This window comes from Halioglobus sp. HI00S01, assembly GCF_001635445.1.
Taxonomy (GTDB): Bacteria; Pseudomonadota; Gammaproteobacteria; order Pseudomonadales; family Halieaceae; genus Halioglobus; species Halioglobus japonicus.
In genome coordinates this window covers 79,337-94,528 of the sequence record NZ_LWEE01000062.1, presented here as the reverse complement: position 1 = coordinate 94,528, position 15,192 = coordinate 79,337, and the positions used below count along the sequence as shown (strand labels likewise).

At 55.1% G+C, this 15,192-nt stretch carries 22 protein-coding genes; 2 read left to right on the top strand and 20 right to left on the bottom strand.

Annotated features, from left to right (window positions below; all coding sequences use genetic code 11):
• Positions 1-103 precede the first annotated feature (103 nt).
• Together A3709_RS10890 and A3709_RS10885 are read right to left on the bottom strand one after the other, a co-directional pair.
• A complete protein-coding gene (locus A3709_RS10890; protein ID WP_066054281.1) occupies positions 104-670 on the bottom strand; it encodes a hypothetical protein in 567 nt (188 codons plus the stop codon).
• Positions 671-750: 80 nt separating this feature from the next.
• On the bottom strand, positions 751-1,170 hold the full coding sequence (locus A3709_RS10885) for a hypothetical protein (RefSeq protein WP_066054280.1): 420 nt from the start codon (positions 1,168-1,170) through the stop codon (positions 751-753).
• A gap of 411 nt (positions 1,171-1,581) precedes the next feature.
• Between A3709_RS10885 and A3709_RS23210 the strand changes: the two genes are divergently transcribed.
• Positions 1,582-1,779 (top strand): hypothetical protein, encoded by a 198-nt coding sequence (locus A3709_RS23210; RefSeq protein ID WP_156507685.1) that lies wholly within the window; start codon positions 1,582-1,584, stop codon positions 1,777-1,779.
• Complete coding sequence (gene dut / locus A3709_RS10880) at positions 1,772-2,194, top strand: dUTP diphosphatase (protein ID WP_197484155.1); 423 nt, start codon at positions 1,772-1,774, stop codon at positions 2,192-2,194. The genes A3709_RS23210 and dut overlap by 8 nt, the downstream gene beginning before the upstream one ends.
• Positions 2,195-2,368: 174 nt before the next feature.
• Here the strand turns inward: dut and A3709_RS10875 are convergent, their stop codons facing one another.
• The 18 genes from A3709_RS10875 to A3709_RS10800 form a co-directional block, all read right to left on the bottom strand.
• Positions 2,369-3,337: a hypothetical protein gene (locus A3709_RS10875; protein WP_066054277.1), complete on the bottom strand. Its 969-nt coding sequence runs from the start codon at positions 3,335-3,337 to the stop codon at positions 2,369-2,371.
• A 315-nt stretch (positions 3,338-3,652) separates the two neighbouring features.
• Positions 3,653-3,853 carry a hypothetical protein gene (locus A3709_RS10870; RefSeq protein ID WP_066054275.1) on the bottom strand — a complete coding sequence of 67 codons (201 nt, stop codon included), beginning with the start codon at positions 3,851-3,853 and terminating at the stop codon, positions 3,653-3,655.
• Positions 3,854-3,858: 5 nt separating this feature from the next.
• Entirely contained in the window at positions 3,859-4,149 is a 291-nt protein-coding gene (locus A3709_RS10865; protein WP_066054273.1) for a hypothetical protein, read from the bottom strand.
• A 9-nt stretch (positions 4,150-4,158) separates the two neighbouring features.
• Positions 4,159-4,935, bottom strand: coding sequence for a hypothetical protein (locus tag A3709_RS10860; protein ID WP_066054271.1), 777 nt, complete (start codon positions 4,933-4,935; stop codon positions 4,159-4,161).
• Positions 4,936-5,077: 142 nt separating this feature from the next.
• Entirely contained in the window at positions 5,078-5,299 is a 222-nt protein-coding gene (locus A3709_RS10855) for a hypothetical protein (protein WP_156507684.1), read from the bottom strand.
• A 361-nt stretch (positions 5,300-5,660) separates the two neighbouring features.
• The gene (locus A3709_RS10850) at positions 5,661-5,921 is read right to left on the bottom strand and encodes a hypothetical protein (protein WP_156507683.1); all 261 of its coding nucleotides are present in this window, start codon (positions 5,919-5,921) and stop codon (positions 5,661-5,663) included.
• A gap of 355 nt (positions 5,922-6,276) precedes the next feature.
• Entirely contained in the window at positions 6,277-6,822 is a 546-nt protein-coding gene (locus tag A3709_RS10845; RefSeq protein WP_066054264.1) for a hypothetical protein, read from the bottom strand.
• Positions 6,823-7,281: 459 nt separating this feature from the next.
• The gene (locus A3709_RS10840) at positions 7,282-7,770 is read right to left on the bottom strand and encodes a hypothetical protein (protein WP_156507682.1); all 489 of its coding nucleotides are present in this window, start codon (positions 7,768-7,770) and stop codon (positions 7,282-7,284) included.
• 242 nt (positions 7,771-8,012) lie between these two features.
• A complete protein-coding gene (locus A3709_RS10835) occupies positions 8,013-8,282 on the bottom strand; it encodes a hypothetical protein (protein ID WP_156507681.1) in 270 nt (89 codons plus the stop codon).
• Between the two features lie 27 nt (positions 8,283-8,309).
• Positions 8,310-8,777 (bottom strand): hypothetical protein, encoded by a 468-nt coding sequence (locus A3709_RS10830; RefSeq protein ID WP_066054259.1) that lies wholly within the window; start codon positions 8,775-8,777, stop codon positions 8,310-8,312.
• A 217-nt stretch (positions 8,778-8,994) separates the two neighbouring features.
• Positions 8,995-10,809, bottom strand: a complete 1,815-nt coding sequence (locus A3709_RS10825; RefSeq protein ID WP_066054257.1) for a DNA cytosine methyltransferase — start codon at positions 10,807-10,809, stop codon at positions 8,995-8,997.
• 251 nt (positions 10,810-11,060) lie between these two features.
• Entirely contained in the window at positions 11,061-11,585 is a 525-nt protein-coding gene (locus tag A3709_RS10820) for a hypothetical protein (RefSeq protein WP_066054255.1), read from the bottom strand.
• Between the two features lie 50 nt (positions 11,586-11,635).
• Positions 11,636-11,779 carry a hypothetical protein gene (locus tag A3709_RS23205; protein ID WP_156507680.1) on the bottom strand — a complete coding sequence of 48 codons (144 nt, stop codon included), beginning with the start codon at positions 11,777-11,779 and terminating at the stop codon, positions 11,636-11,638.
• A 94-nt stretch (positions 11,780-11,873) separates the two neighbouring features.
• A complete protein-coding gene (locus A3709_RS10815) occupies positions 11,874-12,635 on the bottom strand; it encodes a hypothetical protein (protein ID WP_066054253.1) in 762 nt (253 codons plus the stop codon).
• Positions 12,636-12,853: 218 nt separating this feature from the next.
• Positions 12,854-13,066, bottom strand: coding sequence for a hypothetical protein (locus tag A3709_RS10810; protein WP_066054251.1), 213 nt, complete (start codon positions 13,064-13,066; stop codon positions 12,854-12,856).
• Positions 13,067-13,348: 282 nt separating this feature from the next.
• Complete coding sequence (locus A3709_RS10805; protein ID WP_066054250.1) at positions 13,349-14,257, bottom strand: ArdC family protein; 909 nt, start codon at positions 14,255-14,257, stop codon at positions 13,349-13,351.
• 243 nt (positions 14,258-14,500) lie between these two features.
• Positions 14,501-14,674 carry a hypothetical protein gene (locus tag A3709_RS23200; RefSeq protein ID WP_156507679.1) on the bottom strand — a complete coding sequence of 58 codons (174 nt, stop codon included), beginning with the start codon at positions 14,672-14,674 and terminating at the stop codon, positions 14,501-14,503.
• Between the two features lie 27 nt (positions 14,675-14,701).
• On the bottom strand, positions 14,702-15,148 hold the full coding sequence (locus A3709_RS10800; protein WP_066054248.1) for a hypothetical protein: 447 nt from the start codon (positions 15,146-15,148) through the stop codon (positions 14,702-14,704).
• Between the last annotated feature and the right edge of the window lie 44 nt (positions 15,149-15,192).

Genomic DNA, 15,192 nt, shown 5'->3' with positions numbered 1-15,192 from the left:
AGCTCGCCAAACCGGGCAGCGGACGCGGAAACTGGCACCAGAGTGTCACCCAGCATAAGGAGACCATGCTACCGGTCGTTATCACCAAACCCAGTCTCGGTGCTTATTCGCCATACGGCACCAAACAGTCATCAGGCAGGGACACAGTGGCGACCTGCCCATCAGGCATTTTCACATCAATATCACTCCACTCCGACGACGGAGCATTGATGCGCGGGCGACGCACCACAGCCACCCTTTGCCCTGTCGACTCAAGGATCACGGTATCTGTCAGCAGCTCGAAGCCATATGAGAGCTTGTACCCTTCTCCCATATCGGCCTCGAAGTCGATATAGCTAGTGGTATCCTCGTCTGCCGCTGCCGTGAGCGACACGAGGTAGGCAAAGACCTTGGCCTTCGTCTCTGGTGAGGCCCAGTGGTACCCCACAGAGCTTTTTCGTGCACTCTGATAGCTCAGCAGGGCAAACTCACCATCAAGGTAAAAAGCCTTCATGCCCACCCAGGTGTCAGTGCACAGGGATTTGGAGACCCAAGCCTCGGAAATCCGGCTGGATTCTACACAGAAGCGGCCACCATAGAGGCCGAGCTCAGAGGCGATTTCTTCCAGATCCACCCAGTCGTTGCTGGCCGTCGCCGGGTCAATCATGTTGATGACTTCACGAAGATTCATAGGTAATTCACTACTTCCGCTGTTGATTGGCTATGGAAACACAGTACGCGTCTGATCTGGCTGCTCCCGGCGACGGGAAACTAGCTGGCGGCAAGGCTGATCACCTCTTGATGCAGACCTTTCTCAGCGACAATCTCGCCCCAAAATATGGGGTGAAACGCCCGCAATGTGCCTGAGACATAGTAGACGGCATCATTGGCTGCCCAACCTTTCTCGTGCCAGCACCTCAGAACCGGATTCTCAATAACCACAATATGACCGGTCCGGAGGTGCGGAGGGCAGCGTTGCCCCTCCTCCTCTATCGACATGAATACGTCATCTGGCCAATCCCCGGTGTCGTTGATGTGATGGGTCCTGGCGAGGTCATCGATCACTGAGCGATGCGACGTGTAGTGGTCAAGGACCGTACTGCCTTTTTCAAGGCAACCGGCCACCACATACATTTCACCAGAGTCGTGATTTACGAAGATGTAACTTTGATTGGCCAACGAGATGTTCAATGTCGGTCTCCTTCGTTGGTACCAACCAGAAACGCATCCAGCGCCCGTACCGCTTCAACTAGCTTGATAACGGTCTTCTTGTCCATATCGCGCCTCCTTGGGCGGTGTTAACATCGCGAGCAGATGCTCGTTGTAAGTTAAAAACGTGTCGTGGGTCGCTCTGGCGAGATTCCAGCCTCGCCTCAGTTAGGGCTTTTAAGCCTCGGCTCCCCTTTAATGACTACTGCATTGGCCCCACCCTCCCTCTCGAAAAACAAAAGTACCAAACGATCTCCGCAGGCGAACCTCATTGGGAAAGCCCGGAGCACCCCCAATACGGAAAATCAGCTCTATAAAGCTGTAAAACCGCACGTTTCTGGTTGATTTAAACCCTTATGTCGGTAGGATAGCGCCGGCCTGGGGTCTGCCGAAGTGGAGCAGATTAAAAATTTCCTAGAGGCCCTGCCGAGCTACACGACAGTGTTCGACCCGGCGTACAGCCATTACGCAACGCCTGAGACGCTATCGGAGATGAACGCGCTTTTCGAATTTACGGGGCGGATGTGTTTTGGTGGTGAAGATATCAACGCGATCAGCGGACGTTATTATGGGAGGCCGATTGATGGTTAAGTTCAAGCGACTGGGTGGCCATGAAAGGCCCATACCGAAAAGAGGCTCTGAGCATGCGGCAGGGTTCGATCTACAGGCGGCACACGCCGCCGAAATACCGCCGGGCGGGCGATGCCTCATTAAGACCGGCTTTGCCGTTAGGCTGCCAGACGGCCATTATGGCCGGATAGCGCCCCGCTCCGGCTTGGCGCTCAAGCATGGCCTGGACGTAATGGCTGGCGTGATCGACATTGACTACATCGGTGATATTGGTGTCCTCCTATACAATACCACCGCTGACCCATTCGAAATTGGCGAAGGCGATCGTATCGCCCAGCTGATTGTGGAGCGCTGCAGTTATATGGACGCTGAAGAGGTAGCCGACCTGGAGGACACTACCCGCGGGGCGGACGGATACGGAAGCACCGGCGTCTAGCGCCAAATATGACGGGCCGGCTAAAGAGTCCGGCTGGCAAATCTACAGACGCTGCGGGCCAAAAACTGCTCAACTGATTCGATCATAGCCTGACTCCGTAATGGGTGATGTCTGTAGATTACCCAGATGCCGTACATTTACAGCAGGCAGGGAAACCCGCAGACACCCATTCAATTACAACTGGGCGAAATACGCCTCCAATGCAGATTTGACATCCGTCTTCCACTCACCGCCACCCTTAGAGGAATCCGCGTAGTAGATGTTGAAGATGTCCCCACGCTGGATATCCGTCCGCAACACCACACGCCGCACGCTGCCAATTCCAGTAATATCGATATCGAGCATACCGGAAGTACCGCTCAAGTCCTGGGACACTTCAACCTCTAAACCAGTGCCCACGAACCAGCTAGCGACGGCGTCATACACTGATAGCTCATCACTCAGTGCGTCATCAATGAACGCCGGAGATACATCAGCGCCACGGTCAATCAGCCGAACAATGCTCGCCACCAGATCCGCGTAGGCGTCAGTATACCAACCCTTACTAGCAGACCAGATGCGCGGTGAATTGGGCCCTATGCCACCGTCAACGCTGATCAGGGTGTCCGTACCAGCATTACTCTGGCTAAAGGCATGAGGTGTACAGGGAAACGTCCGACCAAACGACGTCACCTGGAAGGAATATTCAACACAGGGATCAAGGTTGCGGGTAATGTCGAACGTTTCCTCTGTCTTGTCGTCGAAGTCATTAAACAGCGGCTTGATCAGGGCGTAATCGTAGTCAACAACGCCTGACAGCAGGAGCACCAAGGCGCGAGCCAGATTACGGCCAGCCATGCAGCCCTTATACTCTTCCTCGGGATCTTCATCACCACAGGACAGGTAGGAGTTGATGATATAGTCGCCGTCATCGTCACCTTCATAGTGATACAGCTTGTCGCCACTGTCCGGATCGCCATAGTACTGTCCACTGAAGCAATCAAGTTCTCCAGGCACAGTCACTACGCCACTCACCACGGCCATAGCAAGAACGGTCAATGTTTCGGTTTCAAAATAGCCAACCCACTGGCCATCCTGGGTCAAAGTCCAGTCGATATCTTCGCCGCCGGCGCCTTTGCTGTACTTGTATTCAATCTTGCTCATGTATCTTCTCCGAGGTGGGAGTGCTTATGTATAGGGAGCTTCACCATAACAACCACGGCCCGCACGGCCAGGCGGCCGGAAAATGGCCCTATGCTTCCGCTGCCACCGGTACCGCGCAGTCTATGAACGCCTGACGGGCGTAATCGAGGTAACCGCCACCGTCCTGATCATCGATATCAGCAGCCACGCGGTGTCGTGAGCTGTGAAACACAGTGACACGTATCGTGAGGATCAGACCGCCAACCGTAACCGAGCCACTTCATAACTACCTTCTGGGGATCGGTGAATACGCTCTTTCGTGCCATATGCATTCCTTTATGCTCTCTCTGCGTTATGCAGCTTGCTCTCGAGGGTCAACTTGCCCGTTTTCTCGAAGTAGGCGACAGCGGCCTCCACATTGCCGTGGCGCGGGCAGGTAAAACCATCCTGAAGGTGGAAATAACAGCGGCCCACCACCTCGCCATTCGCAGTTTGCTCATTCACCGGGCAGTTCACTGTCTTACGGTCACCTGCCATACGAATCAGACCTGCTCAAAGTGGAAGTCAATTCGTGGCTCATAGGTCCATTCCTCCCGGCTACGGAGCTTCCAGCGACCCTTGGTACCGGACTTCAGACGAGCCACCTTGAGGATTTCTCGCTCGGTCGGCTCTCGCAGACCGTCTCGAAGGTCAACGCGGCAGTACAGGCCGTCACTGTCGGGGAGGAAGTCAACCACACGCGCGTGCTTGCCAAAACCGGTGACAACAGAATCAATATCCAGTGTGTAGGTATTGAGCTGGCCGGGGACATTGTGGGGCCGTGCTGTATCCACATTCACCTCCTATACGGCGTCGTTGAAAGTAAGAAGATCGTAGTCGTAAGGAACGACGCCTGAAAGGAGCAGGACCAGGCTCTGGGCCAGAACGCGAGAGGCGGTATTAGCCTTGCGCTCATAAGTATATTCTTCCTCTGCACCATCCAGAACCAGAAAGGACTCAACGAAATATTTTACCCCATCATCGACATCACGTCCGTGAAAGGCATACGGCTTATCAACGCCGTTGGCCTCGCCATAGTACTTGCCCATCTCAGCTTCGACGCCGTCCGGAATCACAACTACGCCAGTCAACACAGCAACAGAAAGGGCCGCTACGGTTTCAGTCTCGACATCAGCAACCCAATTGCCATCTTGCGTGATGGTCCAATCGATATCGTCGCCGCCGGCGCTTTTTTTGTACTTGTACACAACCCCACTCTCCTCGAGCCAGGAATAGAAAAAACCCTGCGCTTCGCAAGACGGAGAGTTCGGAAGGTCTGCCCAAGATGTTTTGCAATTCAGCGTGACGAGCTTTGGAAGCTTTAAAGCTGGGTCATGGTCACCGTTATTACCGAAGCACAGATCAATCCCACGTTCACGGTCGCCTGAACCGCCATTCATGATGTCGACCAAACTGTAGTAGTCGACGCCACCAAAGATGCCATAGCCGTTGTACGCGTGCTCCTCGTAGCGATTCCCCTTATCATCCAGCATGGCAACCGGGAATGTAGCCCGTTCCGTGCAGTGACAGTTCGGAATGCTGCGGTTGGTATCGCTGGTCCGGAAACTAAAAAAACCCATGTCTGTTACTCGCTCTGTTAATGGCTGATGAAACCAAAATACCAAAAAGACAGCGCCTGTCCGCTACGCGAGAAAGACCCTCGCATGCAGCTCTCGCCCAACTATATAGGTCCCCGGTTCGTAGGTGACCGCCCGGCCGCCTTCACAGTTCGGATTCGATGTTTCGGATTCGCTTCAGCGCATCTTTCGCTGAGATGAATTCATCGATTGAACGACCTCCGACCAGAACTCGCTTAATCCTCAGCACCTTGAACACGCGTTCCGCGAATTCGGCCATGTTGGCGGGTAACAGCTCGTACTTGGCCATGTCATTGGCAATGGCCGTGAGTGTCTTGGCAATGGCAGTCATTCGACCAGCAGACATGCTGTGGACATCCTTCACGATTACTTCCGCATTGCAACCAGTCCAACTTCTATCGAAGTAGCAGCCATGGGCGACGATATGGTCAAAATTCGAATACGATATTGAGTCGAACCTACCTTCGTCGGTGCTGCTCGAATAGACCTCGTGAACCGACAAGCCCCACGCAAGATAGTCGCTGTTACAACCGGGCGGTGTATGTGGCTCTCTTAGGATGACGACAATTTCAGAGGGATCGTTTGCTGGGGCCGACAAGTAGGACGTTAATCGCATTTTTACTTCTCCTTCCGGTTGATATGCAAAAAATACACTAGAAGAAAAAAGATTGTAGAACTTGGGAAAACTCTGACTAACACCGGAACCATTATGCCGGCCGGGGATTCAGCGCCAAGCAGCCATCTTCGAAAAGATAGACAGCATCTGCAACATCGATAGCGATTGCTCCCGCACATTCATCCGCTGCCGGAAGGTGTGGCTCGGCGTTGGGGCAGATGACGAAGCTATCGGTCTTAAAAGGATCAAAGCTGATCCACTGGGCGCCACGTGATATCCATTGATCGAGGATGCCGTGGTGTTCGGTGTCGTCGATGGCGGTTCGGATCTCTGGTGATTGCACGTACGCCATCGGCGTTTTCTTCCCTGCAGAGACTACCTTAGCGAGCGTTTTGGCGTCGACCGGGAACGTCGATGACCCCATCATCACTCTGGGCGCGTGCTCCTGGTAGCGAAATTTCTTGGTCCCTTCTGGCGCGCAGTGAATGGCATGCACGCGGCTAATTATTTCAGAGCGCCCCGTTGCTGGGCACTTACGAGTAGGCGACTTGTTAAGACAAACCTTCGACCGGAACATATATGACATATTCAACAAAAGGCCCCGCAGTTAGTGTATTGCCATCATGGCGGGAATGCTGATTCGTAGGNGACAGCCCGGCCGCCTTCGTGGCCTCTCCTGTAGTAATCGAGGGTGGTGGAAAGCGCGATTACTCGCGCTCAAAATCAAAGGTGACCTGAATGGAGTCGTCCCAGTGGTCAAACAAAGCGGCTACCTGCCCACGCTTCTCATGGAGGACCACGCGGCGCTCGCTCTCGTCGTATCCATCAAGGTCCAGACCAAGGCCTTTCAGGGTCGTGGACGATGACTGGATGCCGACACTGGGGTCGCCAGCGGCGAATACATCGATCTCGTCAACAATGCCACCGGGTGAGGCCTTGGCCCACGTCGCTGATGGCATGTGCCGGGCGACAGACGCAGGGTCGGTATCAACGGTGTACTCGACGCCCTGATGGTCAGGAGTGAAGTAACCATCGGGGTGCGCCTCAGGCGACCAAATCCGGCCGTCGTAAGACAGGACGGCGATGCAGTGACCGTCGTTGTTGTAGATTGCACCACAACCACCTTCCATGGCTGACGCACCGAAGCCCGCATCGAGAAAATCTCGATTCCAGGCCGCCTTGGCCTCAGCAAAATCTGCGATGTCGACGAAGATCGGCGGGTTGAGATGGGTCAGGATGTGTAACTTGTACATGCTAATTGTCCGCTGTGGGTTGATGTAGCTAAAGTACCTCAGATCCAAAAGCGGTCACGTGTATGGGAAAGTCCCGGCAAGCGCCCATAAAAAAGGGGCACGAGGCCCCTTGAACACAATCGCTATACAATCAAATAACGAAACCCACCTAAATGTAGAATAGTAGGTTGGAGCGCGTTTTGCGCGGAAGGTTAGCGCGGTAGCGCTAATGATGGCGTTCGTGTTGGTCGCCCCTGCGCTTGCTGTGCTGCACAGCTCTCTGGCCTTTGTGTACCCCTCGAGAGAGGCCTCCCGGCCGTGGTCTGCTCGGGAGGCCTGAATGCCGCTGCCATCTGGGCGTAGAGCTTAGGGTGTGAGTACATGGTTAACCTCATCAACACTGGTAAATCCAGCGTAACCTAGCCCCCGAAAAAAAAGCGTGTACCCATACACCAAAGTGGCACTGGAGTGTAAATACGGTCAGTTTTCGCGCGAATTCGGCCCCGCCTGGACTTCCACTGCCCAGCCTTGTGCTGAAAGACCATGGAACGCTGCCTTGATCTTCGCAACAAGTTCAGCATCGGTTTCTGCAGAAAACCCCTCGGGCGGGCGCACGGCGATGCTCAGTGCCGTACCATCATCCAGCACAGACAGAGACGCATTCATGAACTCCGACATCTGTTCGTCGCCAGTTATACTTGTGGCCACCGTCACATAGCCGGTAGTGGGCGGCGTCGAGAAGACCTTCTGCTGCTGAGTCGTTGAGATCTGGGGGTGAGTCGTTGCTGCGAACCGATCAACCTCCCGGCGAGTATCCACCGGCACATCATCGGCATACCATGTCACGTCACGCTGAGCGCTAATATGGGCGACTTTTTCGTAATCACCAGCAACCTCGCGCGCTTTATTGGCCACTGAAATACCATTACCGAGGTGGCAAAACATTAAGTTGAAAAGTCTCTGACGCATTGTGAATCTCCTCTATTTTCGTGTTGTGAGACAATAATACCAGCCACAGCAAGGCGAACATCCCCGAGAGGAAACGCGACGACACAGCTACAGTGGCTGGTATGCAGCAGCTAGCGCGAGTGATACGGCGAGCGGACTAACCCCCGATCTTGATCGCGGGCGAGGCTCCTTTCTCACAGACGCTTTCTTTGAATACTCAGCGTTGTGAAGCTCTGCGGCTGCGCGCTTCTTTTTCGAATTGCTCATGTGAGATTTCGGGTCCAGTCAATAAAGGATCTGAGGCTGAATTTTGCAACCGCTTTCTCGGCAATTTCGATTGCCAGGGCCTTGTCGCCACCGCAGTCTATGAAGCACTCCTTCCCGCGCCCCTTACCGCGGATCCACACATGAAAATGTGGGGCGCTGGTCTTTACCGAAGGGTCACTGCGAACGTAATTCAGCACCACGCTGTCCACAGCGAAATGTATGCTCGGCAGTGATGCGGCGATGGCCATGTTGTTATTCGTGCTCATACTTTAGAACCTCGTGGGCATTACTGATTAATCTAACGAAGGTAAAGGCAGGCGATCCCGAAGGCTATTTGCCAAGGCGTCAACCTCTCGGTCAAACTGCTGTTGATTCAGCGCCTGTTCAGCGTCAAGACAGCGAACGATGTTCGCCCTCATGCTTTCCGACAATTCAAGATCGATGTGTATGTCGTAGTACCAATCGCCGTCAAAAACCGTGCGCAGGGTGTTGTCAGACACAAAGGACGAAGAAAATGCCTGAAAAGAAGCTGCTTTCAGAAATAATTCGGCCGGCACGAGGCGCAACCCCGACTTACCATCTCCAGATCGCTGGATAACCCAGTCAGCATAGCCAACCACCATTTCTGCCGCCGCAGTTGCTCGCCTTGTCTGAACTGGCGCAGACAGTGCGTCAGTGACCATGGTTGAGGCTGCGTCTAACGCTTTACGTCCTTCCTGGGTGGCGCTGAAGGGAAATGCTACAACATTAAAATCTGACACGGCTGTTCTCCTCGCTGATATGGACAACAATACGGTAAATCCCGACGACTACCGCCGCGCCGGAAAATGAATCACCCCCAACAAGAGCGAGTAACCCGCAAGCGATGCCCTAGTCGGGCAGATCAGGTCTGCTCCCATGAACTTAACCGTGCGCGCGCGGTAGCGCGGCGCCAGGCGAAAAAGGCAACGATCTGATGCCTTCCTGAGAGAGCACGGTTTAAAACAGCGCCATCTGCTCTTCCATGGGTTTGATCATGTCGTTAGCGGCCTTCAGCGGCGCCGTGACGACCTCTTTAACAAAACCCCTGACGCCCTGCGCGTAATCCGTCAGGTGTTTCTTAATTGCGCCGTAGAGCGCGCTGTGGAGCTTCAGGCACACGGACTGGCCGATGATCTCGGAGGCAAGTTCCTGATTGACTGCGCTTAAATCGAACGTCGAGGGCATGGCCATCATTTGCATCATCATGGGGACGCTCGGCAGATAGTAGCGGTCACCAATCTGGCAATACACACTGTCTTTCGTCTGTCTTGGCTGGTTCTTGGTGAGCGTTGGGCCGGTTGCATCGCCTTCTCGGATCAGGCGGATGCGCCCAGTCTCCACGCCTTTGTGAACGCTCTTGCAGTGCGTGACGTCACGCAGCTGTTCTAGGTTCGGCGCAATAATGTCGTTCCACAGGTGCGTGGTACGCGCCACCGGCTCTGGGAACGCAAAAGGAGTATCCAGCAAGGTCGCAAAGACGAAGCAGCGGTTGCGCTTCGTGTAGCCATCAAAGTCACCAGCGTTCAGTACCGCGCTATAGACTTGGTAGCCAAGCTGCTCCAAGCGCGCCACGAACAGGTCATGCTCGACGGACTGGGCAAACGAGGCCACGTTCTCCACGCACAGCGAAGGAATCCGAGTCTGCTCGACGATCTCCAGTGCCGGGAAGATCATGTCCCGGGTGCTGTCGAGGCTGTCGATGGCTTTCTGCCTATCCTTTTTATTTTTAAGGCTTGAAAAGCAATCACACTGCAAGCTGATCGAGAAGTGCGTCTCGTTGGCCAGCAGTGCCTTCACGCGCTCGGCGCTGAACTGGTAAATATCTTCGTTGAACACGGCGGAAGCGCCAGCGGCATTCAGTGCCGCGCAAATCGCACCAGATTCGGTTTTGTCGTTGTGGGCAATCACCTCGCCGGTCTCACGGTCTTTCTTGAAGTCGCGGCTCTCGGGTGGGCGCCACTCCAGAATGGACGATACCGCGAAGCCATCCTGCTCGAGGCCGGTAATATCCACCCCCGACGTACAGGCGGCAAAGGTGCTCAACGGCGACTGTGCGTTAAAGGCCACGCCTTCCCCGTTGTGGGGCGTAGTGACTCGCAGGTCGACATCACGCATCGGCACCGGTTCCTCGCTCAGAGAGGCTTTCATGCGGCCCTGATCGTCCTTGGATAGCGCATAACCCAGACGACGCAGCTGCATCGCGAGAAGCACCGCTTCCTGCGAGTTATCGAAGTCCCCTTCGGCGTCGACGGTCACAGTGCTGAACGCGTGTTCCTTCACCAGTGCCACCACATCGAAGATCGCGCCATATAGGCCATTCGCATCGGTAATCGCCACATTGACGCCCTCTGCGCTCGCACGCGAGGACAGAGGATCAATTGGGACAATGGTCAGTTCGCCTTGGCGGAAGGTGATGTGGACGCATCTGGCGCTGCCGAAGGCATCCTTGAGCTTGCTCTGGTGGCGGATATCCATAAGGGTTTCGCGCTCACGGTTGGCGTAGCCGCGTGAGTAGACACGCTTGCCTTCGTCGCTCTTGGCGAGTGAGACGGTCATGCCCTGCTGCTGACCAATTACGGACTCTTCAACAGGGCTGCCCGGAGCAAAACCGAACAAGTTAAGCCAGTTGGTTGAGATAACGAGCTTACGCTTATCGCTGGCCTTGCCCACGTTCTGGATCTTGAGCACCTTGGTCACCGCATTAAGCGTATCCAGTGCGCCGGCCAGTTTCGCGGACAGTGGTTTGTGTTCGAATTCGGTCAAAGTCTGCATCGTCATACTCACAGGTGATTGGATTTAGAGCCCCAAGGTAGCAGCACCGAATGCTGCCGCTTGGCGGAAGGAAACGTTCGACAGCGCCGCCAATACCATTTTGACCAGCACCCCCACGCGCTGGAGTCACGTGGTTCCGAGGGGATAAAGCGCACCATAGCCTCGCATCTAAACAGGGGTTTCTCGACGCCGGCGGTAGCCGGTGGCCAGGACGGAAAAAGGGCCCGAAGGCCCGTGAGGGTTGTACTGGGTTAAATGGCAGTCAGATTGTTCAGATAGCGGGGTATGTCAGCGAGCACATTGTCAGCAGTGCAACCCTTTGCGTCCTGCGAAACGGCCCACTCGCCGTTGATGCAGAAGTAGCGGAGCACCTTGTGCTCCCAGTCATCCTCTGCACGGACGATCACGATAAAGCAGGTGTCCTTGTCACCGAGCTCACAGACGGTTTCACAGCCCTTCTCCCAAGTCTTACGCAGTGCCATGAGCGAGGTATCGACCGTCTCGCCCAAGACCATCTGGCGCACGACAGTGGTGATCATGGTGTCGTCCATCTCCGACCCTACGGGGAAGTGCTCCATAAGCACCGGCACGATATCGTTATCGAAACAGGCCTCGTTGGCGTCCTGCTCTTCCTGAGACAGGGCATCATAGCCAGCGTCATAGGCGGTGGCGGCCTGATCGATCGCCTCGCGCAGATCAGGATCGAAGTAGCTCACATCGCCTTTGACCATCAGTTCGCTGGCTATTACCAGCGCGGTATCAGTGTTACTTGTCATTGTTTGAGTCCTTGTTGGGTTCGACGTAAGGCGTGGTCACCGCAGCGGCGTTAAGCCGTGCAAGGGTGACCGAGGCCCCTGTTGTGCATGAGGTTTGCCAGTGCCAAGGCGTCGATGCTCTGGCCGTAGTACGGGTTGCGCGGATCGCACAGGTAAAACCACTGGCGAGTCATTGGACAAAAGTAATAGAGCATGGGTATTTCCCTCCTGCACTGTGTTTGTGTGATGTGTTCAACATACCGTTTCCGGTGGGGGTGACATCCTCAGCGGAAACTCAGGGTCTGGCGCTTAATAGCGCCGAGCCCCCCGCGTGTTGTAGCCAGCGTAGGGGTTGTAGCCACCCCCATAGCCATAGGAGTTGCGCTGGCGCTTCTGGCGCTCGACCTCTTCCTTGTACTTCTTGAAGGTAAGATGCTTCTTGGCTTCTTTTTCGCTGTACATCGGGCGGCGTTCTTCACACCAGCCGATATAGCCAAAGGATTTGGAAATGCGGTCCTCGTACTGGTAACCGTTCTCATCACACGAATCCATGTCGTATTCAGAGCGGCTGTAAAACACACCACCTTCGGCGCGTTTCCAGTCGTACTTATTGAGCACTTCAATAACCATTGGCGCGATTTTGGCGTCATAGGCGCTATCCACGGCGTTCTTGCCGTAGCCGATTCTCCACCGCAGGGTGAGCGTCTCGGCGTCCATGACGAACGAGAAGTAGCTCTGACATGCATTGTGACCACCACCAATAGTGCCGGTGTTACCGATACGCTTGTAGGTGGTACGGCGAGGCTTGCAGGGGCTGTTTGGGTTCTTTCCGCGAAAGACCTCCTGCTTGGCCTTCTTCATTTCCTCACGGTCTTCGTAGGAATACTGGTCTTCGAACCATTCCCGACGATCTTTCGCGGGGATTTTCTTGGCCTGCTCAGCCAGTTTGGTCGCGCGCTCGAAGGCCGCATCAGTGATCTTATTCAGGCCCTCGACGATTGCCTTGCGAACCTTGTTAAATCCAACGTGTTGGAACGTAAGAATGCCGCGCTCTCCGGTGTTCTGACCCATGGCCTGCGCCTCCTGTGGTTATGGGGACAAGGTACAGGTCTGATTGATATGGGCTGGCCGACCGGAAACATAGAGACTCATCCCCCATTAACCACTTGGCGAGAGGCCGCGATAGCGGGCCTCAGCCGCTTGTCGTCAACATTAACCCCCAGGCGCCGGAATAGCGGCGGTGTGGGGGTGGCGACCGCCACGGGCGGTCATGTGGTGTGTCGTGCTGGCTAGCCCAGTTGTAAACCGGTGTAGGTATCGACGTTGATAGAGGTCCCTGCATCAACATCTACTGGGAAAAGTCCGTCACACAGGTCGCCATCGTCGGCCTGGCGATGATTGCGCGCGGCATTGTCCCGCGTCTCGGCGCTCTCGAAGGGCCCCCGAAGTTCCGGCTCCACATCACCGTGGAGAATTAGGAGATAATAGTCTCGCTTAGCCATAGTTAAATACACTCATTAGTGTGTTGTGTGCCTAAATGTCACGCTGCTCTCTTGCAGCACTCTCAATGCGGGCCTGCAGCGTATTGATACTGTCATTGCTCTCGAGTGTTGTCCCGTCCATCATATGTATAAACGTCGTTTCGCCATTCTCGTGTTTTGATAATCAAACGATCTTGTCGATCATCACCGTTGCAATGTATGCACTTTCCACCGGGTCGTAATCAATCATCACTGCCATGATGAATCTCCTTGTTGTTCTCGCCTACAGGGTTAAAGTACCGGTTACGCAGCTGCCCTACCGTCATTCAGGGTCAGCGTACCGCCGTCGTGCCCCATACTCTCGGGGCCGGGGCGCGGGTGCGCAGCCGCTGACTCTGGGATGATCATATCCACCGCTTTCTGGGCGAGCCTAGCCGCCTTGAAGATCAGCTGATGATTATTAGCCAAGGCTGGAAGCCATTCAGCGATATACTCCTCGTGCTGCAACCCCTCATACTGTATTCCGAGGATCGCCCCGGCCATCGCAGCACCAATTTCTGCGACCAGCTCTTCTTCAGCCAAAGAATGATGTGCGATGCGGTCTAAGCGCGAGCCAGCGCCAGTCCAGTGCACCAACTCGTGCAGCAATGTCGCCTCGTGGTCCGCCACGGTATTAAATGCATCCATCGAAGGCATGCGTATCTGATCAAGACTGGGGATAAAAACCGCCTCGTTGCCTGTGTAGATCACCTTTGCATTTAGGCGTTCGGCCAACTCAATCACGCCTCGTTCAGGCCGCTTGGGCGGCTCCCAGGCTGCGAGTTTTGCGCCATCAATGCCATCACACTGAGAAACGTTAAACACGGTGAAACACTTCAGGACCGGGTACGCGATGACCTCATCATCTTGATCGCTCACTTGCCGCGAGTGCGATTTCCAAAGGACAACACGGGTGCCCGACTCACCTTTTCGAACATTTCCTCCAAGGCCGCGCGCCTGGTTGTAGGTCAACCACTGAGGCGAGTCATAGGCGCCTCCCAGAAGCGTGAGGATTAGGAGGTTGATACCGGAATAACTGCGCCCAGTAAGGGCATTGTGCGGCAGCTGGCCCGACAATGATTTCCACGGCTTGCTCCATGCCTCAGCGCCGTCGAGATTTTCAAGTATACGCTCAGTGACGCTTGTGTATATTTCGTTCCGCGTGGATGCCATCGCATATTCTCCATTGTGCTGTCTGTCGGTACACGCTAACCATAGCGTGTGCGTCACCCGCTGCGTAAAGTGAGGAAAGGCCGGCGCAAACGCCGATTAACACCCCCACAGCCTGCGACGCGCGCTCATATTCCGTCTTCGGGGCGAACGTCCATAACACGGACTCCAGCGCGGCGTGAGACCCGGTCCATGATGCGGATGTAGTCGGCATAGGTTCGCTTTTTCATGGCGTCAGTCCCTCGGTTAGTGGCCTGGCTTGCAATACACAATCTCGCCATTGATGATTCGGTAGTACCTACCGCCGTTGAGTTCCACGACCTCGGGGTTGTCCTTTAACCACTGGCGTATGAATTCACGCTTGTACTGCTCGTGCATGCACTGGTTAAACTCACGATCTTCGATCTGTGCCTGGGTCATGGCGGCTCCCCTCCTGGGGTCAGTTCCCTATGGGTGTAAAGTACTCCCTTGATTGCGTAGTGACTGGGATTGAGAAAGCCCGGGAACCGCCCCATCACTGAGGGGCACCCCTTCTGCCTCAGCGCTGTAGCGAGCACGGGCACCTGCAAGAAGGTCGCTGATGCTGATATAAGACCAGCTCTGCACGTAGAAGCCGCCGATGCCAATTCCATCTTCGTTCTCAGAAACCGATACGACAGCGTTATCGTCGAACTCCAGGACACCTTCTTCGCCTTTGAGGTCGTCGATAATATCGACAACATCGCGCATCGCAGACTGCTCTTTGGCGTCTTCAACCACGCTATTGATGGCGCTCTGCGCCTCGGTGCGCAGGTCCTCGGGCAGGTGCTCCAGCGCCCGGCCCAAAAGGTGAATCAGGGGTTCAACAGTGCCGGTGGTCAGCACTGGGTTGTCAAAGTCTTTGAGCAAATCCATGGGTTAATCCTGCTATTGAGGTATGGGGGCCACACCCCCAGAGT

Excerpts from the sequence above, each read along its gene's own strand:
- A3709_RS10855 (WP_156507684.1), bottom strand. The coding sequence starts at position 5,299 with ATGTCTGCTGGTCGAATGACTGCCATTGCCAAGACACTCACGGCCATT.
- A3709_RS10810 (WP_066054251.1), bottom strand. The coding sequence starts at position 13,066 with ATGGCTAAGCGAGACTATTATCTCCTAATTCTCCACGGTGATGTGGAG.
- A3709_RS10835 (WP_156507681.1), bottom strand. The coding sequence starts at position 8,282 with ATGAGCACGAATAACAACATGGCCATCGCCGCATCACTGCCGAGCATA.
- A3709_RS10840 (WP_156507682.1), bottom strand. The coding sequence starts at position 7,770 with ATGCGTCAGAGACTTTTCAACTTAATGTTTTGCCACCTCGGTAATGGT.
- A3709_RS10850 (WP_156507683.1), bottom strand. The coding sequence starts at position 5,921 with ATGGCGTACGTGCAATCACCAGAGATCCGAACCGCCATCGACGACACC.
- A3709_RS10860 (WP_066054271.1), bottom strand. The coding sequence starts at position 4,935 with ATGGGTTTTTTTAGTTTCCGGACCAGCGATACCAACCGCAGCATTCCG.
- A3709_RS10820 (WP_066054255.1), bottom strand. The coding sequence starts at position 11,585 with ATGACAAGTAACACTGATACCGCGCTGGTAATAGCCAGCGAACTGATG.
- A3709_RS10805 (WP_066054250.1), bottom strand. The coding sequence starts at position 14,257 with ATGGCATCCACGCGGAACGAAATATACACAAGCGTCACTGAGCGTATA.
- A3709_RS10815 (WP_066054253.1), bottom strand. The coding sequence starts at position 12,635 with ATGGGTCAGAACACCGGAGAGCGCGGCATTCTTACGTTCCAACACGTT.
- A3709_RS10800 (WP_066054248.1), bottom strand. The coding sequence starts at position 15,148 with ATGGATTTGCTCAAAGACTTTGACAACCCAGTGCTGACCACCGGCACT.
- A3709_RS10825 (WP_066054257.1), bottom strand. The coding sequence starts at position 10,809 with ATGCAGACTTTGACCGAATTCGAACACAAACCACTGTCCGCGAAACTG.
- A3709_RS23200 (WP_156507679.1), bottom strand. The coding sequence starts at position 14,674 with ATGACCCAGGCACAGATCGAAGATCGTGAGTTTAACCAGTGCATGCAC.
- dut (WP_197484155.1), top strand. The coding sequence starts at position 1,772 with ATGGTTAAGTTCAAGCGACTGGGTGGCCATGAAAGGCCCATACCGAAA.
- A3709_RS10845 (WP_066054264.1), bottom strand. The coding sequence starts at position 6,822 with ATGTACAAGTTACACATCCTGACCCATCTCAACCCGCCGATCTTCGTC.
- A3709_RS10875 (WP_066054277.1), bottom strand. The coding sequence starts at position 3,337 with ATGAGCAAGATTGAATACAAGTACAGCAAAGGCGCCGGCGGCGAAGAT.
- A3709_RS10870 (WP_066054275.1), bottom strand. The coding sequence starts at position 3,853 with ATGGCAGGTGACCGTAAGACAGTGAACTGCCCGGTGAATGAGCAAACT.
- A3709_RS23205 (WP_156507680.1), bottom strand. The coding sequence starts at position 11,779 with ATGCTCTATTACTTTTGTCCAATGACTCGCCAGTGGTTTTACCTGTGC.
- A3709_RS10890 (WP_066054281.1), bottom strand. The coding sequence starts at position 670 with ATGAATCTTCGTGAAGTCATCAACATGATTGACCCGGCGACGGCCAGC.